Below are 22,273 nucleotides of genomic sequence, written 5' to 3'. Positions count from 1 at the left end.
ATCAAGCTGCCTTTGAAATCCGGTCCGCCAGGAGGTGGCGCCCGGTATGCCCCTTTATCGCCATCTCCACAAGGTCGCCGGAAGCATGACCCTCGAATTCGACCTGGGTAAACTGCTCCGTACGGCCAAGGCCCTCGCGCTCGACAAGCACGAAACGGCGGGTGCCCACCTCGCGCTCAAGATGTACCTTCAGCGCTGCCTCGCCCTTTTCGCGCAGTCGTCCGGCACGCTCCTTCACAAGCGCACGATCGACCTGCGGCATACGCGCGGCCGGCGTTCCGGGGCGGGCCGAGAACGGAAAGACGTGAAGATGTGTCAACCCGCATTCGTCGACGATCTTCAACGTGTTTTCGAACATCGCCTCCGTTTCGGTCGGGAAACCCGCGATGATATCGGCGCCGAAGACGACATCCGGGCGCAGCGCCCGCACTTCCTCGCAGAATCGGATCGTATCCGCGCGCAGGTGCCGGCGCTTCATGCGCTTGAGGATCAGGTCGTCGCCCGCCTGCAGCGACAGGTGGAAATGCGGCATCAGCCGCTCTTCCTCGGCGATCGCGCGCATCAGCGCTTCGTCCGCCTCGATGCTGTCGATGGAGGAAAGCCTGAGGCGATCGAGCCCCGGCACCATCTTCAGGATCTTCAGCGTGAGTTGGCCCAGCGTCGGCGCACCCGGCAGATCCGCGCCATAGCTGGTGATGTCCACACCCGACAGCACGATTTCGCGGTGGCCGTTTTCGACAAGACGGCGGATCTGGTCGATCACCACGCCCATGGGCACCGAACGCGAGTTGCCGCGCCCGTAGGGAATAATGCAGAAGGTGCAGCGATGGTCGCAGCCGTTCTGGATCTGGACGAAGGCGCGCGCGCGGCCCTCCAGCCCGTCGATCAGGTGGCCCGCCGTCTCGCGCACGCTCATGATGTCGTTGACGCGGACCTTCTCGCTCTCCTCGATGCCGAATTGCGCGACACGGCCGTAAGAGGCGCGCTCCAGCTTCTCGCTGTTGCCGAGCACGAGGTCGACCTCTTCCATCCCTGCGAATGTGCCGCTTTCCGTCTGAGCCGCGCAGCCGGTCACGATGATGCGCGCGTCCGGGTTCTCGCGCCGCGCCTTTCGGATCGCCTGGCGCGCCTGACGCACGGCTTCGTTCGTCACGGCGCAGGTGTTGACGAGCACGGCCTCCTTCAGCCCGGCGGCCTCGGCCTCGCGCTTCATGACCTCCGATTCATAGGCGTTGAGGCGGCAGCCGAATGTGACGACGTCGATGCTCACTTCACGACCTCCAGGATCGGCTTGTCGCCCGGTCCGGTGCGCTGGAATTCGAGTGTTTCTAGGTCGAGAAGGCCTTCGTATTCGACTTCCGTGCCGCCCGTCATCATCACGTGGTTGTCGCTTGTCCGCCATTCGATCTCAAGCGGCCCACCGGGAAGATGGATCGTCACCTTGCGGCCGGTGCGCCTGTCGCGGGCGGCCGCCACCGCAACGGCGCAGGCCGCCGTGCCGCAGGCACGCGTCAGGCCCGCCCCGCGTTCCCACACCTTCACCTCGATTTCCGTGTCCGAAAGCACGTGGGCCAGCGAAATATTCGCCTTTTCGGGGAAGATCGGGTGACTTTCAAGCAGAGGACCGATGCGCGAAAGGTCGTAGGCCTCAATGTCCTTCACCCAGAACACCGCATGCGGATTGCCCATGTTGACGACGCTCGGCGTGTGCAGGATCGGCTGGTCGATCGGCCCGATCTGCAGTTCGACCGCCCGCGTGTCATGGAATTCCTCGGCAAGCGGTATCTCGTTCCAGGCGAAGCGCGGCTCGCCCATGTCGGCGGTGATCCTGAGCGGGTCGTCCGTGCGATAGGCGTGGAGCAGGCCCGCATTCGTCTGGATGGTCGCGGCATCCGTACCCGCTTCTTCCATCAGGAGCCTGCCGACGCAGCGCGTCGCGTTACCGCAGGCGTCGACTTGGCCGCCGTCGCGATTGTGAATGCGCATAAAGGCATCTGCGCCGATGGGCGAGGTTTCGACGGTGATCATCTGGTCGAAGCCGATGCCGGCCTGCGGATCGCCAATCGCCATGATCTGCTCGGGCGAAAAGCTTAACGGCTCGGCTCGGGCGTCCCAGACAACGAATTCGTTGCCGAGCCCGTTCATTTTCAGGAATGGTATGCGCCGCTCGCCCATGGGTTTGACTGCTTTCGAAAACCGCCGCCTGCGGACACCGCGTCATGCGGCGCTTCCCTCCACAGGAACAGCCTGGCCCGCCACGTCCGTCCGTTGCGGGCACTATATGGCCGAAAACGCCGCGATTTTCCAGTGCCGCGCAAGAATAGCCATTCCGGCGCCTCGAATTGGCAAATCATTCGCCCGCGCGAAGGATCGGCTCCCTCCCGCTCAGCTTTTCGACGTCAGCAGCTTGTAGCTCGCGAAGCAGAAAAAAGTGCCGAGCCCGGCTTCGATCCAGCGCCGGGCACGGGAATAAAACCGGATCATCGGGCTGGTGGAAAAAGCGATGGCATAAAGCTGATGCGCGAAAATCGACATCGACCCGCCGACGGCCATGATCACCCCGCCGACCCACCAGGGCGAATCCGCTCTTACGCCAAGTGACATGATCGCGATCCACACGAGAACGGCCTTCGGGTTCGTCATGACGATCAGGAAACCGCGCCGGAAATATGCGTTTCCGTTCGCCGTCGACATCGTCTCGCGAAGCTCCAGCGGCTTCGGGCTCGCCGCCGAGCGAAAGGCCTTGAACGCCAGCCAGAGCAGATAGGCGGCACCGGCGATCTTCAGCGCCGTTATCGCGGAGGCATAGACCGAAAGGAGCCCGGCAAGCCCCGCCCAGGCAAGCGTCGCCCAGATACAGGCGCCGAACCCTATGCCATAGGCGAGCGCCTTGCCCGCCGCGCGGCCCGCGCTCATCGACGTGCCGATGACCGAAAGAATGTTCGGCCCCGGCGTCATCAGGCCCAGCGCCGTTCCGCCGAGCGCAAGCAGGATACCGGGCAGAATGGTTTGAATGTCGGACAAGGCATTTCTCCGCAATGACAGATCATGAATGACTTAACGAAACTTTGTTCCGCATATGTTCCATAAAAGCACGGCGAGGCGCCCGGCGACAATCACAAGCTCTTTATCGACCGTGCTTTCAGCCGATCGCCATGGCTGTGCCCGGCCCGCAGCGTTCGAGGATCTTCAGCATGTCCTTCCGGGAAACCGCGACGCAGCCTTCCGTCGGCGAATAACCGGGCCTTGCGCAGTGAAAGAAGATCGCGGACCCAAGCCCCGGCACGGGTGGATGAAGATTGTGGTCGAGCACCACGACGACGTCGTAGAGCCCGTCCTCGCGCCACATTCTTTCGTGGCTCGCGGAAAAGGGAAGCTTCACGGGGCGGTTGTAGCGCGGATGGCCGGGATCGTCGCACCAGCCGAGGTCGGGCGAAATTTCACTGACCGGCAATCGGGTTATCGGGCGGCGCAAGCGATCCGGGCGATAGTAGACCGAAAGCAGCGCGAAGCGCCCGACGGGCGTCTTGCCGTCGCCTTCGCGCTTTCTGACGGCGAGGCCCGATTTTCCCAAGACACACGGGACCGTGATCGATTCTAAACTCAGCGTGCCCTTCTGCGGCGCACCAGGCCTTGCCCGAACGGCAAGGACTTCCGCCATTTTACCGTCCTTCATCCGTCCCGCCTCCCGCTTCGCATCGCATTTCACCTCCTCTTCACGAAATTTCCTGATAACCTTCCGGTAAAGGTCGCGTGAAGAAGAATTGACGAGTTCACAGGCAATTGGAGAAGATTTTATCTCGCGCTACCGCCTCGCGAACACTAAGTGTGTCGGCAACCGGTTTGGCGGATTTGAAGGGAGTAAGAGCCATGAGCGCGCGGAATATCCTGATCGTCGACGACGACAATGATCTGCGCGAGGCGCTCGTCGAGCAACTGTCGCTTTACGACGAGTTCGAGACCTTGCAGGCGGATAACGCCACGACCGGCATCAGCGCCGCCAAGAGCGAGCATGTCGATCTTCTGCTGATGGATGTCGGCCTGCCGGATATCGACGGGCGCGAGGCGGTGAAGCTTCTGCGCAAGAACGGCTTCAAGGCCCCGGTTATCATGCTGACCGGGCACGACACCGATTCGGACACGATCCTCGGGCTTGAGGCCGGCGCGAACGATTATGTCGCAAAGCCCTTCAAGTTCGCCGTGCTGCTTGCGCGCATCCGCGCGCATCTTCGCCAGCACGAGCAGAGCGAGGATGCCGTTTTCACCATCGGCCGCTTTTCCTTCCGCCCCGCGCAGAAGCTGATGGTCGATGAAAAGGGCGCCAAGATCCGCCTGACGGAGAAGGAAACGGCGATCCTGAAATACCTCTATCGCGCGGGCGAAAAGCCGGTCACGCGCGACGTTCTCCTGCATGAGGTCTGGGGCTACAACTCCGGCGTCACCACTCACACGCTGGAAACCCACATTTATCGCCTGCGCCAGAAGATCGAGCGCGATCCGTCGAACGCGGAACTGCTGGTCACCGACGCCGGCGGCTACAAGCTCGTCCCGTAATCGCGGAACGGGCGTGTGAGCGAGCTTTCCCTGTCGAAGCACGCTCTCGCCTGACCACACGCATCCGCAATAAGGAAAAGGGCCGCTCGCGGATCGCGGGCGGCCCTTTTCGATTTGCAATTCACGTCGCGCGTTTAGGGATATTCCGGGACTTCGGCGGCGGCCGCCTCACCGCTCACCGCTCACAGCTCATCCCTCGCCCTCATCCCTCAAACGTCGCGAGGACGGGGGCATGATCGGAAGGTTTTTCCCAGCCGCGGGCATCGCGCAGCACATTTATCTTGCTTGAAAGGGGGGCGAGATCGGGTGTCGACCAGACATGGTCGAGGCGCCGGCCCTTGTCGGCGGCCGACCAGTCTCGCGCGCGGTAGCTCCACCATGTGTAGAGCTTTTCCTCCATCGGCACATGCTGGCGCATGAGGTCGACGAAGCCGCCCGCCTTGCGCACGGTTTCAAGCTTCTCGCACTCCAGCGGGGTGTGGCTGACGACCTTCAGAAGCTTCTTGTGCGACCAGACGTCATGCTCGTAAGGGGCGATGTTCAGGTCGCCGACGATGACGGTCGGCTGCGCGGTATCCGCGAACCATTCGGTCATCTCGTCCAGGAAGGCGAGCTTGTGGGCGAATTTGTCGTTCACTTCCGGGTCGGGTTCGTCACCGCCCGCCGGCACGTAGAAATTATGCAGCCGCACCGACGATCCGTTGAAGGCGATGTCGGTCGCCACGTGGCGGCTGTCGCCCTTGCCGCAAAACTCGCGCTTTTCCTGCGCGACGAAGGGCCGCCGCGAAATGGTGGCAACTCCGTGATAGCCCTTCTGCCCGTGGATCGCGATATGTTCGTAGCCGAGCTTGCGCAGCGCGTTCAGCGGAAAATTTGCATCCGGGCACTTCGTTTCCTGCAGGCAGAGAACGTCCGGGGCGAATTCGGTCAGAAACCGCTCGACGATCGGCAGGCGCAGGCGCACCGAGTTGATGTTCCAGGTCGCGATCGTCAGCGTGTCGGGCATGGGGAGAACTCGATCTTCGTGGAAGGAAACGGCAAAAAAGACCCTCTCAGGGGGATGCCAGTCCTCGCGCGGGGATGCAAGCCGGAAGGGGCGGAAGCATGAAAGGCCCCGACGGAAGATGGCCGAAGATTCTAATCACGAATTCGTGATATCGCGGCGCCGGCGCCCGCGCCGCCCTTTTTTTGACGCGGACGCCCCTATGGTAAGTTTCCCGTTAACCGTTTGAACTACACTCCGCCTCGATCGTTGGGGGGCTCCGATCGAACGGAAAGCTGATGACCAGGCACGTGCTTGCACTTCTATGCTCTTTTTTCGTCGCCGCCTGCGCGGTTTACGATTTTCCGGACCCCACGCCGGAGGATTTCGCGATCCACGGCATCGACGTGTCGCGCTACCAGGGCGATATCGACTGGCGGGCCGCCAAGCGCGACGATGTGGAATTCGCCTTCATCAAGGCGACGGAGGGCGGCGACTATGCCGACCCGAAGTTCATGGAATACTGGTACAAGGCCAAGGCCGCCGGAATTCCGCGCGGTGCCTACCACTTCTATTACTTCTGCCGCACGGGGCTGGAACAGGCGCAATGGTTCATCGAGAACGTGCCTTACGACCCGGACGCGCTGCCCCCCGTCCTCGATATGGAATGGAACGGCCATTCCAAGACCTGCAAGAAGCGCCCCGGCAAGGATGAGGTCATCCGCGAGATGAAGGCCTTCCTCCACACGGTCGAGGCGCATTACGGCAAGAAGCCGATCATCTATTCCTCGGTCGACTTTCACCGCGAGCGGCTGGTGGGCGAGAAGAACGGCTATGAGTTCTGGCTACGCTCCGTCGCCAGCCACCCGCGCCACAAATACGACGGCCGCGACGGCTGGACCTTCTGGCAGTACACGGCGGAAGGCGAGGTCGACGGCATCGACGGCCCGGTCGACCGTAACGTCTTCTACGGCACCCGCTCTGAGTGGGAAGAATGGCTGACGGGAGAAAGACGGTCGGGGTGAGGGGCAGTGCCAATTCATGCCTGCGTAACGTGGCGCAAATGCTGTATTTCCTGACAAACTAAAGCACACGACACAGGCGCCCCCTCTCCCTTGAAGGGAGAGGGCCGGGGTGAGGGTGTGCGGTTTTTGCCGCAACAATTAGTCGAAGCTGCCCTCGCCCGGCGCATTCGTGCCAGCCTCTCCTGCTCTTGAAGCAACTTGTCATAACCTCAACTTCTGAGAGGCACCGCGAAGCGACGTATCTGAACGGTCAAAACGCGCTAAAATTGTAAAAGAATATTCTGCCACTTATTCGCCATTTTGCCTCAGTACGAGGGAAATATTGCAATTATGAGTGGTGTATAAACAATGCGACGAATATTCCTGATTGGGTTGACTGTTTGCGTTGCGGTCTCAGGCTTGATTGTGGGGGCATTTTATCTTTACGCGGGGACTTACGGCATAAACGCAGTTCTGCTTAGGGGCGGAACGACCTGGGTCGGCGTTGAGGAAGATGATTTAAGAATTTCTTCGTCAATGCGGACAGCGCTGGCGAACGATGCACTCGAAGCGAAACCGGGTGAACTTAAGTGGCAAGAAGTGGACCGCGGTCTCGAAGTGGCGGAATTGCCTGTCATGGTCGATCAAATAGAGGTCGATAGATTTCTGCTGGCGCGAATTGATCCGGAGCACTTTCAATTCGAAGTCCTTACCTCTCCTGCGGGCAACCTCGATCTGGACGGTTGGGTGGAGCGAACGGATGCCGTTCTCCTTGTCAATGGAAGCTATTATGACCGCTATGGTCGGCCCGACACACCGCTTGTGAGCAACGGAGCCCTGCTGGGGCCAACGGAATATTCAGCGACGCACGGAGCTTTTGTCGTCGAAGATGGCAAAGTCGCAATCCACGATCTTCACGAAAAAGATTGGCATTCGGTCCTGAAAAATGCGGATCACGGAATGGTGTCATATCCTCTTCTCGTCGCAAAAGACCGCCCGCAACAAGTAAAATCAAATCCTCGTTGGTTGGCGAACCGAAGTTTTGTTGCCAAGGACAATCAAGGTATGATCGTCATCGGCACGACGAAAGACGCATATTTCTCGCTTCAGCGCCTTTCCTCGTTCTTGAAAGCGGCTCCTCTCAACCTGTCGATTGCGCTCAACCTCGATGGTGGACCTGTGGCCTGTCAGGCGATCAATCGACTTGGCTACACGCGCGATTTCTGCGGTGCGTGGGAGACCGCCACAGAGGATGACGAAATCCAGTTACTGCAACCTGTATTTGGCAATCGACGTTGGGCCCTCCCGATTGTACTGGCGGTTTTTGCGAAGGAGTGAGGGTATCTATCAAGCCGGAAATGACATGCGGGATATCGCGGCACAGAAAACGCGCCGAGTATGTTAACTTTCCCTATGGGCAATTTGCGATCTATAGCGCGCCAAGCCCGGGAGGCCGACATGATCCGTCTGTTCGTTCGCCATACCGTGAAGGATTTCGATGCCTGGAAGGCCGGCTACGACAAGGGCACGGAGTTCCGGAAAGATTGGGGCGTGCTGGACCACGCCGTCTACCGCTCCTCGGACGACCCGAACGACATCACCGTCATGCATGATTTCGACACGCTGGAGCACGCCAAAAAATTCGCGAGTTCGGAAGGTCTTGCGGAAAGGATGCGCGCGCTCGGCGTCTCGAGCCCCGTGCAGATCTGGTTCGCGCATGAATCGAGTTGAGGCTCGCCAGCACCGCCTGTGAACCGCATCACAGGCATATCGCCGTTTCAAACCTAAACAGGCCTCGTGCCGCCTGACCAGGCGGCGTTCGGACATCCATGAACGAACGAATGAGAGCGCCATGACGACCGCCGTGAACACCATCCGCCCCGCGACGAAAGCCGATGCGCCGGTGCTGGCCGAACTGGTCAACCAGGCCGGCGAGGGCCTTCCGCTTTATCTCTGGGCCGGCATGGCCGAACCCGGCCAGACGCCGTGGGACGTGGGCCGCATGCGTGCCGCGCGCGAGGAAGGCTCGTTCTCCTATTGCAATGCCACCATCATCGAGCACGACGGCAAACCCGCCGGCTGCCTGATCGGCTACGAGACGGCGGATGCGCCGGAGCCTGTCGGCGACGATACGCCGGCGATGTTCGTGCCCCTTCAGGAGCTTGAGAACCTTGCGCCTGACACATGGTACGTGAACGTTCTGGCCGTGCTGCCGGAGTGTCGCGGCCTCGGCCTTGGCAGCGAACTTCTGAAGCTTGCCGAGGAGACGGGGCGCAAGCTCGGCAAATCGGGAATGAGCCTGATCGTGTCGGACGCCAACATGCGCGCGCGAAAGCTTTACGAACGCTGCGGCTACCGCGAAATCGCTTCCCGCCCGATGGTGAAGGAAGGCTGGAAGAACGACGGTGAAAACTGGGTTTTGATGACGAAACCGCTTTGACGCATAAAAAAGACACATAAAAAAACCGCGGCGAGCGTGTGCTGCCGCGGTTTCTTTCAGAGCTTGTCGCTCCGATGAACGGGAGAACCCGTTACGCGAGTTCGATCGCGTCGACGGCGATCTTGCCGCTGCGCTGATCTTCGCGCGTCGTGTAGTTCACCTTATCGCCTTCGTTCAGGCCGAAGATGCCGGCGCGCTCCAAAGCGGTCGCGTGAACGAAAACGTCCTTCGCGCCGTTCGTGGGCTGAATGAAGCCGAAGCCCTTCTGGCTGTTGTAGAACTTGACTGTGCCGTTATCCATGGGAATACCTCGTTTTACGGAATTTGCACGTGAAACAGGGCACGCAGAACTTGCGCGATCCTTGTTTCGGCTTGTCGATCTTGGAAGAAGTCTGAAACGTGCTACTCGTAGTCAAACGAGGCGTCGCGGCCCAGTAGTCCGGCCAAATATCGATGGGCGATATATGGACTTTTATGCTGCCGATTACAAGAACAATCGCTGCATAAACCCGAAATTCCACGCCTTGAAATAGAAAAACGGCTGTTATCCGCCATATTTCAAAAGGAGTGGAACGATAATCTCCTCCTCGTCCTCCAGGTGGCGCACCAGCATCCGCTCGAACGGGGCGAACTCATCGCGATAGGCCTTCGCCCGTTCGATGGCCGCGCCCCCGTCACGAATGGCGTCCAACACCTCATTCGTATCTGCCGCGAATGTTCGCAGGCTCCGGTCGAGCGAATGATGGTCGAGGTCCAGGATCGCAAAGCCGCGCTTCAGCCGCTCGTCGAGCCGCTCAAGCTCGGGGAAATAATGCGCATCCTCTATGTGGTGATGCTCATGAAGCTGCTGGACGAAGAAACCGGCAAGCCGCGACAGTCTCTGCCCGTAGCTTCGCGCCTCCATATCGCCCGCCGAAAAGGCATCCGTCTCCGCCGCAATCCGGGAAAGCACCTCGCGAAACATCACGTGGCGTTCCAGCCAGAAGCGGGTGAGGCCATCGAAATTGGCGTGGCGCGGCCAGTCGGCGCGCGGCAGCGCTTGCGCCAGAACGCGCAGTTCCTCCGGCAGGCCGGTACGGCTTTCAAGTGCGGTTTCCGTATCGCCTCTGTCGGTCAATAGAGCCTCTTACATTCGCGTTGGCGGGAGATGGCCGGGGCGCCCGCCGCCCCGGCATTCTTGTTCAGTCGGTCAAATGCTGCCTGAAAAAGGCGATGGTGCGTTCCTCGGCAAGCGTCGCCGCATCCTTGTCGTAGCGCGGCGTCGTGTCGTTGTGGAAGCCGTGGTTGACGCCTTTGTACATATGCATGGTGTAGGTCTTGCCCGCTTCGTCAAGCGCCTGCTTGTAAGCCGGCCAGCCGGCGTTGATGCGCTCGTCAAGCTCCGCGTACTGGATGAGAAGCGGCGCTTCGATCTGCGAAACATCCTCGGCCGCGGGCTGGCGCCCGTAGAAGGGCACGCCGGCGGCAAGCTCCGGATAGGCGACCGCGATCGCGTTCACCACGCCGCCGCCGTAGCAAAAGCCCACGGCGCCCACCTTGCCGGTGCTCTCGTCATGGTTCAGCAGGAATTCGAAGCCGGCGAAAAAGTCGTTCAACAGCTTTTCCCGGTCGACGGTGCGCTGCAATTCGCGCCCCTCGTCGTCATTGCCCGGATAACCGCCGACGGAGGTGAGCCCGTCCGGCGCCATCGCCATGAAACCCGCCTTGCCGAGCCTGCGCGCGACATCCTCGATATAGGGATTGAGGCCCCGGTTTTCGTGAATGACGAGAATGGCCGGCAGCTTGTCGTCGACACCGGCCGGGCGCACCAGATAGGCGTTCACCTCGCCGTGGCCGTTGGGTGAGGGATAGGTGATGTGGCTCGTCGCGATGTCCGGGTCGTCCGGCGCAACCTGCCGGGCAAGCGCGTAATCCGGCGAAAGCTCTTTCAGAAGGGCGGCTGCGGTCACGCCCGCAACGGCGAATTTCGCCGCGCGGTCCAGGAATTCGCGCTTGGTGATCTTGCCGTGGGCGTAATAATCGTAAAGGTCGAGAAGTTCCTGCGGAAAATCCTTTGCCGTCTTGCGGCGTATCGGCGTCTGGTCGTTCATTAATTCCCTCCTCGTTTTGTCTGGCGATTGGGGTCTGGTCCCTGGTTTTCAGTCAGCTTCGGCAAATTTCCGGTCCGAAGCCGGCCCGGCTATTTCCAGGATCAGCTTCCGGCGCACGGCTTCGGAAAACGTCGTATGTTCGTCGGCGGTAATCACGAAGGAGCCCGGCCCGCCGATGATGCGGGCGGCGAAGGCGTCCTCAAGGTTGTAGGCGGCGGGACGCCCCGAACAGTGCCGGCAGAGAACGGCGAGGCCGTTGATGACGATACCCGACAAGACGACGATCTCGCGCGCTTCCTCGATCGGCGGGCCGTTCCAGTTGTTGGCGCTGTCGGCGGAAAGGTCGATCACGCGCTTCACGCCCTGAATGTCATTTTGGTCGATCAGCGCCTTGCCGAACAAAAGGGCGGCACCTATGGCGTTGCGCCCGAAGGCGCGGCGCGGCGGCTCAAGAAGGGCGCTCGCAAAGCGGTTGGCGGATACCTCGCCGTCCACAACCGTCCAGCCGACGACGACTTCCTGCGATTCGGCACTTCCCCATTCGACATAGGTAACGGCGATGCGCCCGTGGATGCCGCTCGTGATGGCCGCAATCACCGAAGGGTCGGTGATCGCCCGGGCGTAGCCTTCCCGCTGGAAGCGGATTTCGGCATTGTCGATGGAGCCGGTGGCATCCGCCAGCAGAACAAGCTCGATATCGACCGTCTTGCCGTCCTGCGCGAGGGCGATCTGGCCGAGGAAGAAAAACGCGAGAAGCCCCGCCAGGCGGACGAACATCCGATGGATCATTCCCGGTCTCCTTCTCTCGGCCAATCCTCTCGGCCAGTCGCGGCAAAGGCAATTTCTGCAAATAGAAGGCCGGAGTGCGGCGGCAAGGCTTTTACGCAACGCCTGCAAGGCTATCCCCGCGCGCCGATATTTCCTCGAAGGTGAAATCCATGAAGGCGCGGATGCGCGCGGCCTTGCGCAGGTCCTGATGCGTCAGGATCCAGAGATCCACCGCAAGCTCCGGCAGGGGCGCGCCGATGCGCCGGAGCGCGGCATCGCCTTCGGCAAGGTAACAGGGCAGGACGGCAAGGCCCGCGCCCGCTCGCACTGCCGCATGAATGCCGAGGATGGTATCGAGCCGCATTTGGCATTTTTTGTCGAGATTCCGCCCGGTAAACCAGCGGCGCAGAGCTGGATAGACCATGCGTTCGTCCGGCCCGATCCAGCCGCAGGCGAAACCGTCCCCCGATTCGAGCTTTGTGGCGAGGTCGGTCGCCGCATAGATCGCCTGGGCGATACGCCCCGCCTTGCGCCCGACGAGAGTATCCGGAGGGGTATCTGACGGACGGATGGCGATATCCGCCTCCCGTTTGGAAAGGCTGAAAACGTCGTTCGACACCGCGATTTCAAGGCCGATTTCGGGAAAGGAACGCTGGAATTCGACGAAGACCGGGGCAAGCAGGCCGGCAAGAAGCGTGTCGGTCGTCGTCACGCGAACGGTGCCTGATGGCCTCAGGTCACGCCCGGCGATGCGCCGTTCCAGATCCGCAACGGATGCCGCCATGTCGCGCGCGGCATCCGCCGCCTCCTCTCCGGCGGGCGTCGCTTCGTATCCCGAACGCGAACGCTCGAACAGCCTCGCGCCAAGCCGTGTTTCCACATCGCCAAGCCGGCGGAAAACGGTCGCATGGCTGCAGCCGAGCGCGCGCCCCGCGCCCGAAAGCGTGCCGGCCTCAACAATGGCGAGGATCAGCTTCAGGTCGTCCCAGGCAAGTTTGTTGTTCATTTTTGCAAATCGAATCGGCAGATTTTGGGAATTATCCTCCAATAACGAACGATATAGCCTGCTCCGCACCTCCATCAAGTTACGCCCGCAAGGACACGGAGCAGACGCCGATGCAAGTCCATATCGTTCACGTTCACCCGGAGCCGGCCTCGTTCAACGGCGCGATGACGCGGGCCGCGCGCGAAAGCCTTGCGTGCGAAGGTCATAACGTCACCCTGTCCGACCTATATGCTCAAGGCTTCGACCCCGTCGAGCGGGGCGAACACTACAGCCCGAGGGTCGACGGCGGAACGTTCTCGCCATTGGCGGAACAGCGTCACGCCAGTGAGGCAGGCCAACTGCCTGCGGATGTCGCACGCGAGATCGAACGGCTGGAGCGGGCCGATCTCGTGATATTCCAGTTTCCGCTCTGGTGGCACCAGATGCCGGCGATGCTGAAGGGCTGGATGGACCGGGTGTTCGTCAACGGTGGGCTTTACACAAGCCGGATGCGCTACGAGCGGGGCTATTTCAAAGGCAGGCGCGCCATCGCTTCGCTGACCACGGGCGCACCGGCCGCCGCCATGGGTCCGGGCGGACGCGGCGGCGACATCGAGCGTCTGTTGTGGCCGGTTCACTATTCCCTGCACTACATGGGGTTTGCCGTGCTGCCGCCGTTCCTGGCTTTCGGCGTCGCCGGTCATGGCTATTCATATGCCGATGACGGGGCGTTCGACGCGCTCTTGAACGGCCACCTTGAAAACTGGAAATCCCGGCTTGAAACCATCGCGCACGACGAACCGCTTTCCTTCCCCGGCTGGGGCGACTGGGACGGCGAGGGCGCAGCCTTGACGACATGACGTAGCGTTTTTCGCCCTTTCCATGCAAAGTTGTCGTCATACCTCATCCGGCAGGTAACATGCACGAAGGGGAAAGCCATGATCGAACAGCTGACGAGTTTTCCCGATTACGTGGTGGCGGTGCGCGCAAGCGGCGCGGTCACGCGCGCCGATTATGTGCAAACGGTCGTGCCCGCAGCAGAAGCGGCAATGGCAAAGCATGTGAAGGTGCGGGTCTTCATCCAGATCGAGGACGATGCCGACCCCAGCATGGGGCTGATCCTGGAAGACGCGGTGTTCGGCACGCGCCATCTCATGAGCTGGGGGCGGATCGCCATCGTTTCCGACGCGGACTGGGTGAAACGCGCCTATGCGTTCCTGAGGCCGATCATGCCGTTCGAGCTGAAGATGTTTTCCAAGGCGGAAGCGGAAGAAGCGCGCGTCTGGATCACGGAAGACGGGACGGCGGAACAAGGTTGAGAGACGTCATCCCGTGCGCTGCGCGGTGCGAAATGCCGCACAGCGGGCACGGGATACGATGCTTTTGGGACAAAGCCCCTCACGGGGTCACGATCACCTTGCCTCTCGCCTTGCGCTCGGCGATTTCCTGCAAGGCCGACGCCGTGTCCTCCAGCTTGAACGCTTTATGCACATGCGGCTTCAGCTTGCCGTCGCGCACCCAGGAAAGCAGGGTCTCCATGTTCTCCCAGTGGCCTTCCGGATCGCGCACGATCGCCTCCCCCCAGAAGACGCCAAGCACGTCGCAGCCCTTCAGGAGCACGAGGTTGAGCGGAATCTTCGGGATGTCGCCGGAGGCGAAGCCGACGACGAGGTAGCGCCCTTCCCACCCGGTCGCGCGCAGCGCCGCTTCGGCGAGGTCGCCGCCGACGGGATCGTAGACCACGTCGACACCGCAACCGTCGGTCAGGTCCTTCAGCCGCGTCTTCAGATCCTCATCGGCGTAATTGACGAGTTCGTCAGCGCCGAACCGCTTCGCGAATTCAAGCTTTTCCGCGCTTGAGGCGCAGGCGATCACCCGCGCGCCCATCACCTTGGCGATCTCCACCGCCGCCTGACCCACCCCGCCCGACGCGCCGAGCACGGCGACCGTTTCGCCCGGCTCAAGCTTCGCCCGGTCCTTAAGCGCATGCAGCGTGGTGCCGTAGGTAACGGTCAGCCCCGCCGCCTGCTCGAAGGAAACGCCCTCGGGCAGAAGCACCAGGTCGTCCTCGTTGACCAGCACTTCCTCGCGCGCCGCGCCCCATCTCACGTAGGCGAGCACTCGGTCGCCGGGTTTGACGCGCTCCACGCCCTCGCCGATCGCCTTCACGACGCCCGCCATTTCCGCGCTCGGCGAAAACGGCATTTCGGGCCGGTACTGGTATTTGCCCTCGATGATAAGCGTGTCGAAGAAATTGAGCGCGGCTGCCTTCACCGACACCACGACCTCGCCCGGGCCGGCGGATGGCGCTTCGATTTCACGCAAGGTGAGTTCGGACGGCGGACCGAATTTCTCGCAAAGAACGGCTTTCACGTGTTTTCCCCTCATGGCAACCGGATGGGTTGCACCCCGCAATTCGCCTAACACGGGTTGTTAACCATGAAAAGACGGCCGGCGTAAGAAATCCTCGCCAATTCTGACAATGCTACGATGGGTCCGCTCCTTGCCGAACGGAACGCATGAGGCTATGTGCTGACCTCTTCACGACGGAATTTCGGGAACTCCTTGATGCGCGGCTATTTCGCAATCGGTGCCGAAGGCATTTCAAAGCCGATGAACCTCGGCAACCTGATGCGCTCCGCGCATGCTTTCGGCGCAAGCTTTTTCTTCACGGTGGATGCTCACAAGCGAATTCTGTCCGCGCCGAAGTCGGACACCTCCAACAGCACGGAGCATCTGCCGCTGTTCCATTGGCCGTCGATCGATCAGATGGACCTGCCGCAGGACTGCAAGCTCGTCGGCGTGGAACTGACGGAAGACGCCATCGACCTGCCGAGTTTCGGTCATCCAGCGCGCGCGGCCTATGTGCTTGGTCCCGAGCAGGGCTCGCTTTCGCCGGAAATGGTCGCGCGCTGTTCCCACACCATCAGGATCCCGACGCGCTTTTGCATCAATGTCGCCATGGCGGGCGCCATCGTCATGTACGACCGCTACCGCGTGCTCGGTCAGTTCGCTCCGCGCCCGGTCCGCTCCGGCGCGCCGACCGAGGCGCGCGAGGCGAGCCGCAAGACCCGGCGCGACATCCGCCCGAGCCGCCTTCCCGGCTGAGGAGAAAACGCCGTGAAGGATTTCTCGGGATATCTTTCCGGCCGGTCTGGCAACGAAAAATCCCTGATTGGAATTCTCCTCGACGCCGGTTTCGCCGGGATAAACCGGGGAAATCTCAGTCGGTGTCGACGGCCTGATCGGCTTCGAGCGTCCTGCGAAGACGGCCGAACGCGAGCCTGATCCTGGATTTCACGGTGCCAAGCGGCAGGCCCGTATCCTCGGCGATCTGGCTATGGGAAAGGCCAGAGAAAAAGGCTCTTCTCACAAGGTCCGCCTGCTCTTCCGGCAGCGTTTTCAAGGCGATACGGATGCGCTTTTCGCGCAGGCGCGCATCCAGCTCCTCCCCCGGTTCTTCGGGTGCGGCCGGCCGCAGCGAGGGGTCTTCGGCATCGATCATGCCCGACCTGTCGCGCCGCGCGGCGTCGATCCTTCGGTTTCGCGCGATCCGGAAGAGCCACGTCGCTGCGGAAGATTTCGCGGGATTGAACAGCGCCGCCTTGCGCCAGAGCGTGATCATCACCTCCTGCGCAAGCTCCTCGGCCAATGTCTGATCGGAGCCAAGCTTGATGAGATAAGCCTTGATTCGCGGCGCAAAATGGTCGAACAGCTCGGCGAATGCCGCTTGATCGCGACTTTCGGCCACGCGCAGGATCAAACCGTTCAAATGCTCCGCGTTCGCCAAGTTGGCCGCCTCATTACTTCGTTGCCGCAACGGCATGTCGCATTCCCGCGCCCCGCCGTCAAATTCTCGCCCGAATCTTGCCGCCAGTGGGGCGGGTGAGTTTCGCCGATAGTAGCCCGCCTCGCCCGCCCGCCACAATGCCGAACGGGCATTCAACCCTTTCGTAACCTGTTTTAAGGTAACCTTAAAACTCGGTGTATAGGCGAATGACAATTCGAAACGAACCTGAAGCGCAAACGAGAAGCGGTTTGGAGATCATGCACGTACGAACCCTCGCAAGAATCCTGGTTCCGGCCGTCCTGGCGCTCGCCCTTTCGGGCGTCTCGGCGAGCGCGCAGACACCAACCCTCGTCAATCAGTTCAAGGATTGGGCGACCTACACGTATGGCGGTCCGAAAGGCAAAGTCTGCTACGCGCTGTCGAAGCCGCTGGAGATGAAACCGAGCGACCGCAACCATGGCGACGTCTTTTTCTTCGTCTCCACGCGGCCGGCGGAGGGAGTAGCTAACGAACCCATGGTGATGGTCGGCTATCCCTTCAAGGACGGCTCCTCGGTGGAGATCGACGTCGACGGCAACAAGTTCACGCTGTTTACCAAGGGCGACGGCGCCTGGGTGGAAAACGCGGCCAAGGAACAGGAACTCGTCGGCGCCATGAAGGCCGGCCGCTCGATGACCGTTTCCGGCGTTTCCAGCCGCGACACGCAAACGAGCTACAGGTACTCGCTCTCAGGCGTAACGGCTGCGATCGACGCCGCCGGCAAGGCCTGCCAGTAAGCTGCCGGCAGACCAGGCTTAAACTCCCGTTCTCGCTCCAATCGCAAGCGAGGGGGGTCACAAAAAGCCGTATTTGAGTTATATGAGCGGCAACGAAGCGAATTGCGGAGCCCGTGGGACCCCTCCCACGGGCGCCGTTTTTGCTGTTCGAGATACTGCTGGATTGCGCCTCCGTCGGCGGTTTGAGAAAACCGAGCGTGGACGCAAACCGAATTACCGGACGAAACATTATGCCCGTAACGCTCGATATCGCGCATGAATCCCGAACCGGCGCTCCGCTCGCGGAGGCGGTGGCATCGGCTGCCCGTGAAACGACGGGGGTGCAGGAAAAGCCCTCCCTTGTCGGTATGGATCGCGAGGATCTTGCGCAGGCCTTGAAGGATATCGGGGTTGCTGAAAAGCAGGCCCGCATGCGCGTGAGCCAGCTCTGGCACTGGCTCTACGTTCGCGGCGTCTCCGATTTTTCGGGCATGACCAATGTTTCCAAGGAACTCAGGGCCAAGCTTGCCGAAAACTTTTCCATCGCGCGGCCGGAAATCGTCTCCGAGCAGATTTCGGTCGACGGCACGCGCAAATGGCTGTTCCGCTTCCCGGCACGCGGCGCGGGCCGGCCCGTCGAGGTGGAAACCGTCTATATCCCCGAGGAAGGCCGGGGCACGCTTTGCGTTTCCTCGCAGGTCGGCTGCACGCTCACCTGCACCTTCTGCCATACCGGAACCCAGAAGCTGGTGCGCAATCTGACTGCGGAGGAAATCCTCTCTCAGGTGCTGATCGCGCGCGACCGACTGGGCGATTTTCCCGACGCCGAGACGCCGCAGGGCGCGGTCGTGCCGTCCGAAGGCCGCCTCGTCACGAACGTCGTGATGATGGGCATGGGCGAGCCGCTTTATAATTTCGACCAGGTGAAAAAGGCGCTGCTGATCGCGTCAGACGGCGAAGGCCTGTCGCTTTCCAAGCGGCGCATCACCCTGTCGACCTCAGGCGTCGTACCGATGATCGAGCGTACCGGAGACGAGATCGGCTGCATGCTCGCCATATCACTCCATGCCGTACGCGACGACCTTCGCGACGAGCTGGTGCCGATCAACAAGAAATGGAACATCGCGGCACTCCTGGACGCCTGCCGCAACTATCCCGGTCTTTCCAACGCCAAGCGCATTACCTTCGAATACGTGATGCTGAAGGGCGTGAACGACAGCCTTGCGGACGCCAGGGAACTCGTACGCCTTCTCAAGGGCATTCCGGCGAAGATCAACCTGATCCCCTTCAATCCGTGGCCGGGCTCGCCTTACGAGTGTTCCGACTGGGAGCGGATCGAGGAATTCGCCGATGTCGTGAACCGGGCGGGATATGCTTCGCCGATCAGGACGCCGCGCGGGCGCGACATTTTCGCCGCCTGTGGCCAGCTCAAGTCCGAATCCGAGCGGATGAGAAAGCGCGACCGCGAGGCGCTGGAAACCGGCGCAAACGCTTCCTGATCGATGATCGACGCGGGCAAGCTTCTCTGGCAGGTCGTCAAGATCGTCTTCGGATACGGGCTGGCGCTTGCCTCGGCCGGGCTTTTCCTCGCCTGGGGCCTGTTCCAGCCGCAAGGTATAGAGGGCGATCCGGCGCGCTTTGCCGCGACCGTCTGGACCGGAGCGGTTTCCGGCATGATCATCGGCGGAATGGCGGCGGTTCCCGCATTCGCGGCGATTCTTGTCGCCGAAATCCTGCGCATGAAATCACTCATCCTCAACCTCGCTGCGGGCGGGCTGATCGCCTTCGGGCTGTGGAGCCTCGGCGAACCGGGCGTGACGGCGGGCGAACCCGCGCTGCGCCCCGGAACGAGCGTCGCGCTTGCAGCTGGCTTCGTGGCAGGTTTCGTCTACTGGCTTGTGGCCGGGAGAACGGCTGGAAGCTGGCGCATCGCCCGGCGAACGCAAGATCCGGCCGGAAATGCCGAATAAGCGCCATTCCGGGCCCGGCGACCTCCAATCACGCGCATGACAGTTGACTTTCACCGCCATTCCCGTCATGACGTGCGGCGAATTCGAAGCGAACGGATTTTCATTTCATGGCCCGCCGCCTTGACGACATCGCCAGCCTGTTCAGGACCGCCTTCGGCGCGGTGGCGATGACGCGCGCGCGCCAGACCGTTCGAACGACGACCGTTTCCAAAACCACGACCACGAAAACCACCGTCTGACGGTGCCTCTCGTCCCGCGCTCCCCCGGGATACGAGGGGCGCGAGCGGGCCGGCGGTCGTGAAATGCGACCGAAAGGCCGCGGGGAGCGGACAAGAGAGGAAGAACCGAAATGGGTTACAAGGTCGCAGTTGTCGGCGCCACGGGAAATGTGGGCCGCGAAATGCTCGATATCCTTCACGAACGCGGCTTTCCCGCCGACAAGGTGGTGCCGATCGCCTCGCGCCGCTCGCAAGGGGTGGACGTTTCCTACGGCGACGACACGCTGAAGTGCCAGGCCCTGGAAAACTACGACTTTTCCGACACGGACATCTGCCTGATGTCCGCCGGCGGCAACGTTTCAAAGGAATGGGCGCCGAAGATCGCCGCCAAGGGCTGTGTTGTCATCGACAATTCTTCCGCATGGCGCTACGACGCCGACGTGCCGCTGATCGTGCCGGAAGTGAATGCCGACGCCATTTCGGGCTTTAGCCGGAAAAACATCATCGCCAATCCGAACTGCTCGACGGCGCAGCTCGTCGTGGCGCTGAAGCCACTGCATGAGGCGGCCAACATCAAGCGGATCGTCGTTTCGACCTACCAGTCCGTCTCAGGCGCGGGCAAGGACGCGATGGACGAGCTTTTCAACCAGACGCGCGCTGTTTTCGTGAACGATCCGATTGAAAACGAGAATTTCACCAAGCGCATCGCCTTCAACGTAATCCCGCACATCGACCAGTTCATGGAAGACGGCTACACCAAGGAAGAGTGGAAGGTGCTGGCCGAAACGAAGAAGATGCTCGACCCGAAGATCAAGGTCACCTGCACCGCCGTGCGTGTGCCGGTCTTCATCGGCCATGCGGAATCCGTGAACATCGAGTTCGAAAAGCCGCTTTCGGCGGAAGAAGCCCGCTCGATCCTGCGCGAGGCGCCGGGCTGCCTCGTCGTCGACAAGCAGGAGGACGGTGGCTACGTCACGCCTTACGAATGCGCGGGCGAGGACGCGACCTTCATTTCGCGCATCCGCGAGGATGCGACGGTCGAGAACGGCCTCAACATCTGGGTTGTCTCGGACAATCTCAGGAAGGGTGCCGCGCTCAACACGGTCCAGATCGCAGAGCTTCTGGTGAACCGAAAGCTCATCCAGCCCAAGAAGCAGGCTGCCTGACGAATTTCCATATTCTCCGGGCGGCGGCTGCAATGGTGAGGCGTATTTCAAATCCACCACACTAGCGCCGCCCGGCCTTCTTCATTCTTTCATTTCGCGGCACAAGCTGAACGCTCCGCGACCCGGAACACCCGATGTTCATTTATGAATTCGCGGCGCTTGCCGCTGCGCTGACCTGGGCCATGACCGGCCTGATCGCAGCCGGCCCCGCCGCCCATCTCGGCGCAATCGCCTTCAACCGAATCCGCATGGCGATCGTCTTCGTCATGCTCGCCGTCTATGCGATCGTCGCCGGAACATGGCAGACGATCGGTGCGGACCAGCTTCCGGCAATCTTCGCCTCCGGTTTCATCGGCATTTTTCTCGGAGATACCGCGCTGTTTTTGACCATGAACCGCATGGGCCCGCGCCGCACCGCGATCCTGTTCTCGCTCAATGCTCCCATGTCCGTGCTGCTCGGCTGGCTGCTGCTTGGCGAATATCTGTCGCCAAGTGCCCTGATCGGTGCGCTGATAACCTTCGGCGGCGTGGTTCTCGCCATCGCCTTCGGCAAGCGCCGCTCGCAACTTCACCAGTGGGAAAGCGTCAAGGGCCCGCTATGGGCCGGCATCCTGCTTGGGCTGGCGGCGGCGCTCGCGCAATCGATCGGTTCGCTGATCGCTCGGCCGGTCATGGAAACCGGCGTCGATCCCGTCGCGGTTTCCGCCCTTCGCGTCGGCACGGCGGCGCTTGGCCTGACGCTCCTCATGCGCCTGCCGGTGCAGCGGTTTCAGCCGGCCAATCCGCTGACGTGGCGGGTGACAAGCCTGGTCGCCCTTTCCGGCGTGCTCGGCATGGGTGTCGGCATGACGCTGATCCTGTTCGCTCTTTCAGGCGGCGAAGTCGGCATCATTTCCACGCTGTCGGCGACGACGCCCGCGCTACAACTGCCGCTGTTGTGGTGGCGTACGAAGGAAATTCCCGCCCCTGGCGCCTGGGCGGGGGCGATCCTCGTCATCATCGGCTGCGCGCTGATCTTCAACGGGTAATATCTTACCCTTCGTCCTTCAGCGCTTCCTTCGCCGCATCGTAATGCTCGTCGCGGATGTGAGCGCGAACCATGGCGATCGCCGCCATCAAAACGGTCGCATCGTCGCCGAAGCCCAAGCCCAGCAGGAAATCCGGCACCACATCGAGCGGCAGGACGAAATAGGCAAGCGTGCCCAGAAGGGTAGTGCGCACCTTGGTCGGCGTTGCGGGATCGAGAGTGCAGTAATAGGACGCGATCACGTCTTCCATGAACGGCACCTGCCGCGCGGCCTTTCGCGCGGTGCGGAACAGCCTATCCCGGACCTTGCTTTTCTGCTCCTCCTCCGGACCCAGTATTTCCGGATCGAAGCCCAGTTCGTCGAAGGTGCGGTTCATCGTTTCGTCCGCGCGGTTTTGCGTATGGGTAGACATTTCATAGAGATGGGGCGGCATGTGGGCGATGTGAAGGACTGCACATAATAACCCTGCGTTAAATTACGATGCTTCGTGATATTGTGCCTGCCCGCCGAACTTCTCGGCGGC

27 protein-coding genes are annotated in these 22,273 nt (G+C 61.6%); 14 read left to right on the top strand and 13 right to left on the bottom strand.

All coding sequences use genetic code 11. The features are described 5' to 3' along the window. Position 1 precedes the first annotated feature (1 nt). The 4 genes from mtaB to HPQ64_RS05440 all read right to left on the bottom strand — a co-directional run bounded on the left by mtaB (position 2) and on the right by HPQ64_RS05440 (position 3,676). Positions 2-1,270, bottom strand: a complete 1,269-nt coding sequence (gene mtaB, locus HPQ64_RS05455) for a tRNA (N(6)-L-threonylcarbamoyladenosine(37)-C(2))-methylthiotransferase MtaB (RefSeq protein WP_172887321.1) — start codon at positions 1,268-1,270, stop codon at positions 2-4. Beyond that, positions 1,267-2,175, bottom strand: coding sequence for a diaminopimelate epimerase (dapF, locus tag HPQ64_RS05450; RefSeq protein WP_172887320.1), 909 nt, complete (start codon positions 2,173-2,175; stop codon positions 1,267-1,269). The genes mtaB and dapF overlap by 4 nt, the downstream gene beginning before the upstream one ends. A gap of 210 nt (positions 2,176-2,385) precedes the next feature. Next, positions 2,386-3,024, bottom strand: coding sequence for a LysE family translocator (locus HPQ64_RS05445; RefSeq protein WP_210260100.1), 639 nt, complete (start codon positions 3,022-3,024; stop codon positions 2,386-2,388). 118 nt (positions 3,025-3,142) lie between these two features. Next, positions 3,143-3,676 (bottom strand): L,D-transpeptidase family protein, encoded by a 534-nt coding sequence (locus tag HPQ64_RS05440; RefSeq protein ID WP_172887319.1) that lies wholly within the window; start codon positions 3,674-3,676, stop codon positions 3,143-3,145. A 194-nt stretch (positions 3,677-3,870) separates the two neighbouring features. On the opposite strand from HPQ64_RS05440, the gene HPQ64_RS05435 reads away from it, so the two are divergent. Continuing rightward, positions 3,871-4,554, top strand: a complete 684-nt coding sequence (locus HPQ64_RS05435; RefSeq protein ID WP_160775342.1) for a response regulator transcription factor — start codon at positions 3,871-3,873, stop codon at positions 4,552-4,554. Positions 4,555-4,756: 202 nt separating this feature from the next. On the opposite strand, the gene HPQ64_RS05430 is transcribed toward HPQ64_RS05435, so the two are convergent. Next, positions 4,757-5,560: an exodeoxyribonuclease III gene (locus HPQ64_RS05430; RefSeq protein WP_172887318.1), complete on the bottom strand. Its 804-nt coding sequence runs from the start codon at positions 5,558-5,560 to the stop codon at positions 4,757-4,759. Positions 5,561-5,835: 275 nt separating this feature from the next. On the opposite strand from HPQ64_RS05430, the gene HPQ64_RS05425 reads away from it, so the two are divergent. The 4 genes from HPQ64_RS05425 to HPQ64_RS05410 all read left to right on the top strand — a co-directional run bounded on the left by HPQ64_RS05425 (position 5,836) and on the right by HPQ64_RS05410 (position 8,980). Next, positions 5,836-6,561, top strand: a complete 726-nt coding sequence (locus HPQ64_RS05425) for a glycoside hydrolase family 25 protein (protein WP_172887317.1) — start codon at positions 5,836-5,838, stop codon at positions 6,559-6,561. Between the two features lie 348 nt (positions 6,562-6,909). Next, positions 6,910-7,878: a phosphodiester glycosidase family protein gene (locus tag HPQ64_RS05420; RefSeq protein ID WP_172887316.1), complete on the top strand. Its 969-nt coding sequence runs from the start codon at positions 6,910-6,912 to the stop codon at positions 7,876-7,878. Between the two features lie 120 nt (positions 7,879-7,998). After that, a complete protein-coding gene (locus tag HPQ64_RS05415; RefSeq protein WP_172887315.1) occupies positions 7,999-8,271 on the top strand; it encodes a cyclase in 273 nt (90 codons plus the stop codon). Positions 8,272-8,392: 121 nt separating this feature from the next. Beyond that, complete coding sequence (locus HPQ64_RS05410; RefSeq protein ID WP_172887314.1) at positions 8,393-8,980, top strand: GNAT family N-acetyltransferase; 588 nt, start codon at positions 8,393-8,395, stop codon at positions 8,978-8,980. A gap of 91 nt (positions 8,981-9,071) precedes the next feature. Here HPQ64_RS05410 and HPQ64_RS05405 read toward each other — a convergent pair whose 3' ends face one another. The 5 genes from HPQ64_RS05405 to HPQ64_RS05385 all read right to left on the bottom strand — a co-directional run bounded on the left by HPQ64_RS05405 (position 9,072) and on the right by HPQ64_RS05385 (position 12,844). After that, positions 9,072-9,281: a cold-shock protein gene (locus HPQ64_RS05405; RefSeq protein ID WP_172887313.1), complete on the bottom strand. Its 210-nt coding sequence runs from the start codon at positions 9,279-9,281 to the stop codon at positions 9,072-9,074. Positions 9,282-9,524: 243 nt separating this feature from the next. After that, the gene (locus HPQ64_RS05400; RefSeq protein WP_172887312.1) at positions 9,525-10,097 is read right to left on the bottom strand and encodes a hemerythrin domain-containing protein; all 573 of its coding nucleotides are present in this window, start codon (positions 10,095-10,097) and stop codon (positions 9,525-9,527) included. 64 nt (positions 10,098-10,161) lie between these two features. After that, positions 10,162-11,052, bottom strand: a complete 891-nt coding sequence (yghX, locus tag HPQ64_RS05395; RefSeq protein ID WP_172888524.1) for a YghX family hydrolase — start codon at positions 11,050-11,052, stop codon at positions 10,162-10,164. Between the two features lie 66 nt (positions 11,053-11,118). Next, positions 11,119-11,859 carry a DUF1194 domain-containing protein gene (locus tag HPQ64_RS05390; protein WP_210260098.1) on the bottom strand — a complete coding sequence of 247 codons (741 nt, stop codon included), beginning with the start codon at positions 11,857-11,859 and terminating at the stop codon, positions 11,119-11,121. A 91-nt stretch (positions 11,860-11,950) separates the two neighbouring features. Next, a complete protein-coding gene (locus HPQ64_RS05385; protein WP_172887311.1) occupies positions 11,951-12,844 on the bottom strand; it encodes a LysR family transcriptional regulator in 894 nt (297 codons plus the stop codon). 110 nt (positions 12,845-12,954) lie between these two features. Here HPQ64_RS05385 and HPQ64_RS05380 point away from each other — a divergent pair, with 110 nt between their 5' ends. Next, the gene (locus HPQ64_RS05380) at positions 12,955-13,683 is read left to right on the top strand and encodes an NAD(P)H-dependent oxidoreductase (protein WP_172887310.1); all 729 of its coding nucleotides are present in this window, start codon (positions 12,955-12,957) and stop codon (positions 13,681-13,683) included. A 78-nt stretch (positions 13,684-13,761) separates the two neighbouring features. Further along, positions 13,762-14,142, top strand: a complete 381-nt coding sequence (locus tag HPQ64_RS05375) for a SpoIIAA family protein (RefSeq protein WP_172887309.1) — start codon at positions 13,762-13,764, stop codon at positions 14,140-14,142. Positions 14,143-14,221: 79 nt separating this feature from the next. On the opposite strand, the gene HPQ64_RS05370 is transcribed toward HPQ64_RS05375, so the two are convergent. After that, a complete protein-coding gene (locus HPQ64_RS05370; RefSeq protein WP_172887308.1) occupies positions 14,222-15,196 on the bottom strand; it encodes a zinc-binding dehydrogenase in 975 nt (324 codons plus the stop codon). Between the two features lie 195 nt (positions 15,197-15,391). Between HPQ64_RS05370 and HPQ64_RS05365 the strand changes: the two genes are divergently transcribed. Beyond that, positions 15,392-15,931: an RNA methyltransferase gene (locus HPQ64_RS05365; protein ID WP_172887307.1), complete on the top strand. Its 540-nt coding sequence runs from the start codon at positions 15,392-15,394 to the stop codon at positions 15,929-15,931. 115 nt (positions 15,932-16,046) lie between these two features. Here the strand turns inward: HPQ64_RS05365 and HPQ64_RS05360 are convergent, their stop codons facing one another. After that, positions 16,047-16,613, bottom strand: a complete 567-nt coding sequence (locus HPQ64_RS05360; RefSeq protein WP_246270302.1) for a sigma-70 family RNA polymerase sigma factor — start codon at positions 16,611-16,613, stop codon at positions 16,047-16,049. A 257-nt stretch (positions 16,614-16,870) separates the two neighbouring features. Here HPQ64_RS05360 and HPQ64_RS05355 point away from each other — a divergent pair, with 257 nt between their 5' ends. The 6 genes from HPQ64_RS05355 (at position 16,871) to HPQ64_RS05335 (ending at position 21,750) form a co-directional block, all read left to right on the top strand. Next, complete coding sequence (locus HPQ64_RS05355) at positions 16,871-17,389, top strand: invasion associated locus B family protein (protein WP_172887305.1); 519 nt, start codon at positions 16,871-16,873, stop codon at positions 17,387-17,389. A 230-nt stretch (positions 17,390-17,619) separates the two neighbouring features. Further along, positions 17,620-18,867 carry a dual-specificity RNA methyltransferase RlmN gene (gene rlmN / locus HPQ64_RS05350; protein WP_172887304.1) on the top strand — a complete coding sequence of 416 codons (1,248 nt, stop codon included), beginning with the start codon at positions 17,620-17,622 and terminating at the stop codon, positions 18,865-18,867. 3 nt (positions 18,868-18,870) lie between these two features. Further along, the gene (locus HPQ64_RS05345; RefSeq protein ID WP_172887303.1) at positions 18,871-19,338 is read left to right on the top strand and encodes a translation initiation factor IF-3; all 468 of its coding nucleotides are present in this window, start codon (positions 18,871-18,873) and stop codon (positions 19,336-19,338) included. A gap of 107 nt (positions 19,339-19,445) precedes the next feature. Beyond that, a complete protein-coding gene (locus HPQ64_RS20570; protein ID WP_281358246.1) occupies positions 19,446-19,577 on the top strand; it encodes a hypothetical protein in 132 nt (43 codons plus the stop codon). A 110-nt stretch (positions 19,578-19,687) separates the two neighbouring features. Further along, complete coding sequence (locus HPQ64_RS05340; RefSeq protein ID WP_172887302.1) at positions 19,688-20,722, top strand: aspartate-semialdehyde dehydrogenase; 1,035 nt, start codon at positions 19,688-19,690, stop codon at positions 20,720-20,722. A 134-nt stretch (positions 20,723-20,856) separates the two neighbouring features. Beyond that, a complete protein-coding gene (locus HPQ64_RS05335; protein WP_172887301.1) occupies positions 20,857-21,750 on the top strand; it encodes a DMT family transporter in 894 nt (297 codons plus the stop codon). Positions 21,751-21,754: 4 nt separating this feature from the next. Here HPQ64_RS05335 and HPQ64_RS05330 read toward each other — a convergent pair whose 3' ends face one another. Beyond that, on the bottom strand, positions 21,755-22,126 hold the full coding sequence (locus HPQ64_RS05330; RefSeq protein WP_172887300.1) for a YkvA family protein: 372 nt from the start codon (positions 22,124-22,126) through the stop codon (positions 21,755-21,757). Positions 22,127-22,273: the final 147 nt, after the last annotated feature.

It is taken from the genome of Hongsoonwoonella zoysiae, from assembly GCF_013266695.1.
Classification (GTDB): domain Bacteria; phylum Pseudomonadota; class Alphaproteobacteria; order Rhizobiales; family Stappiaceae; genus Hongsoonwoonella; species Hongsoonwoonella zoysiae.
Note: the sequence above shows the minus strand (reverse complement) of the source record. Positions and strands in the feature narration are given on the sequence as shown.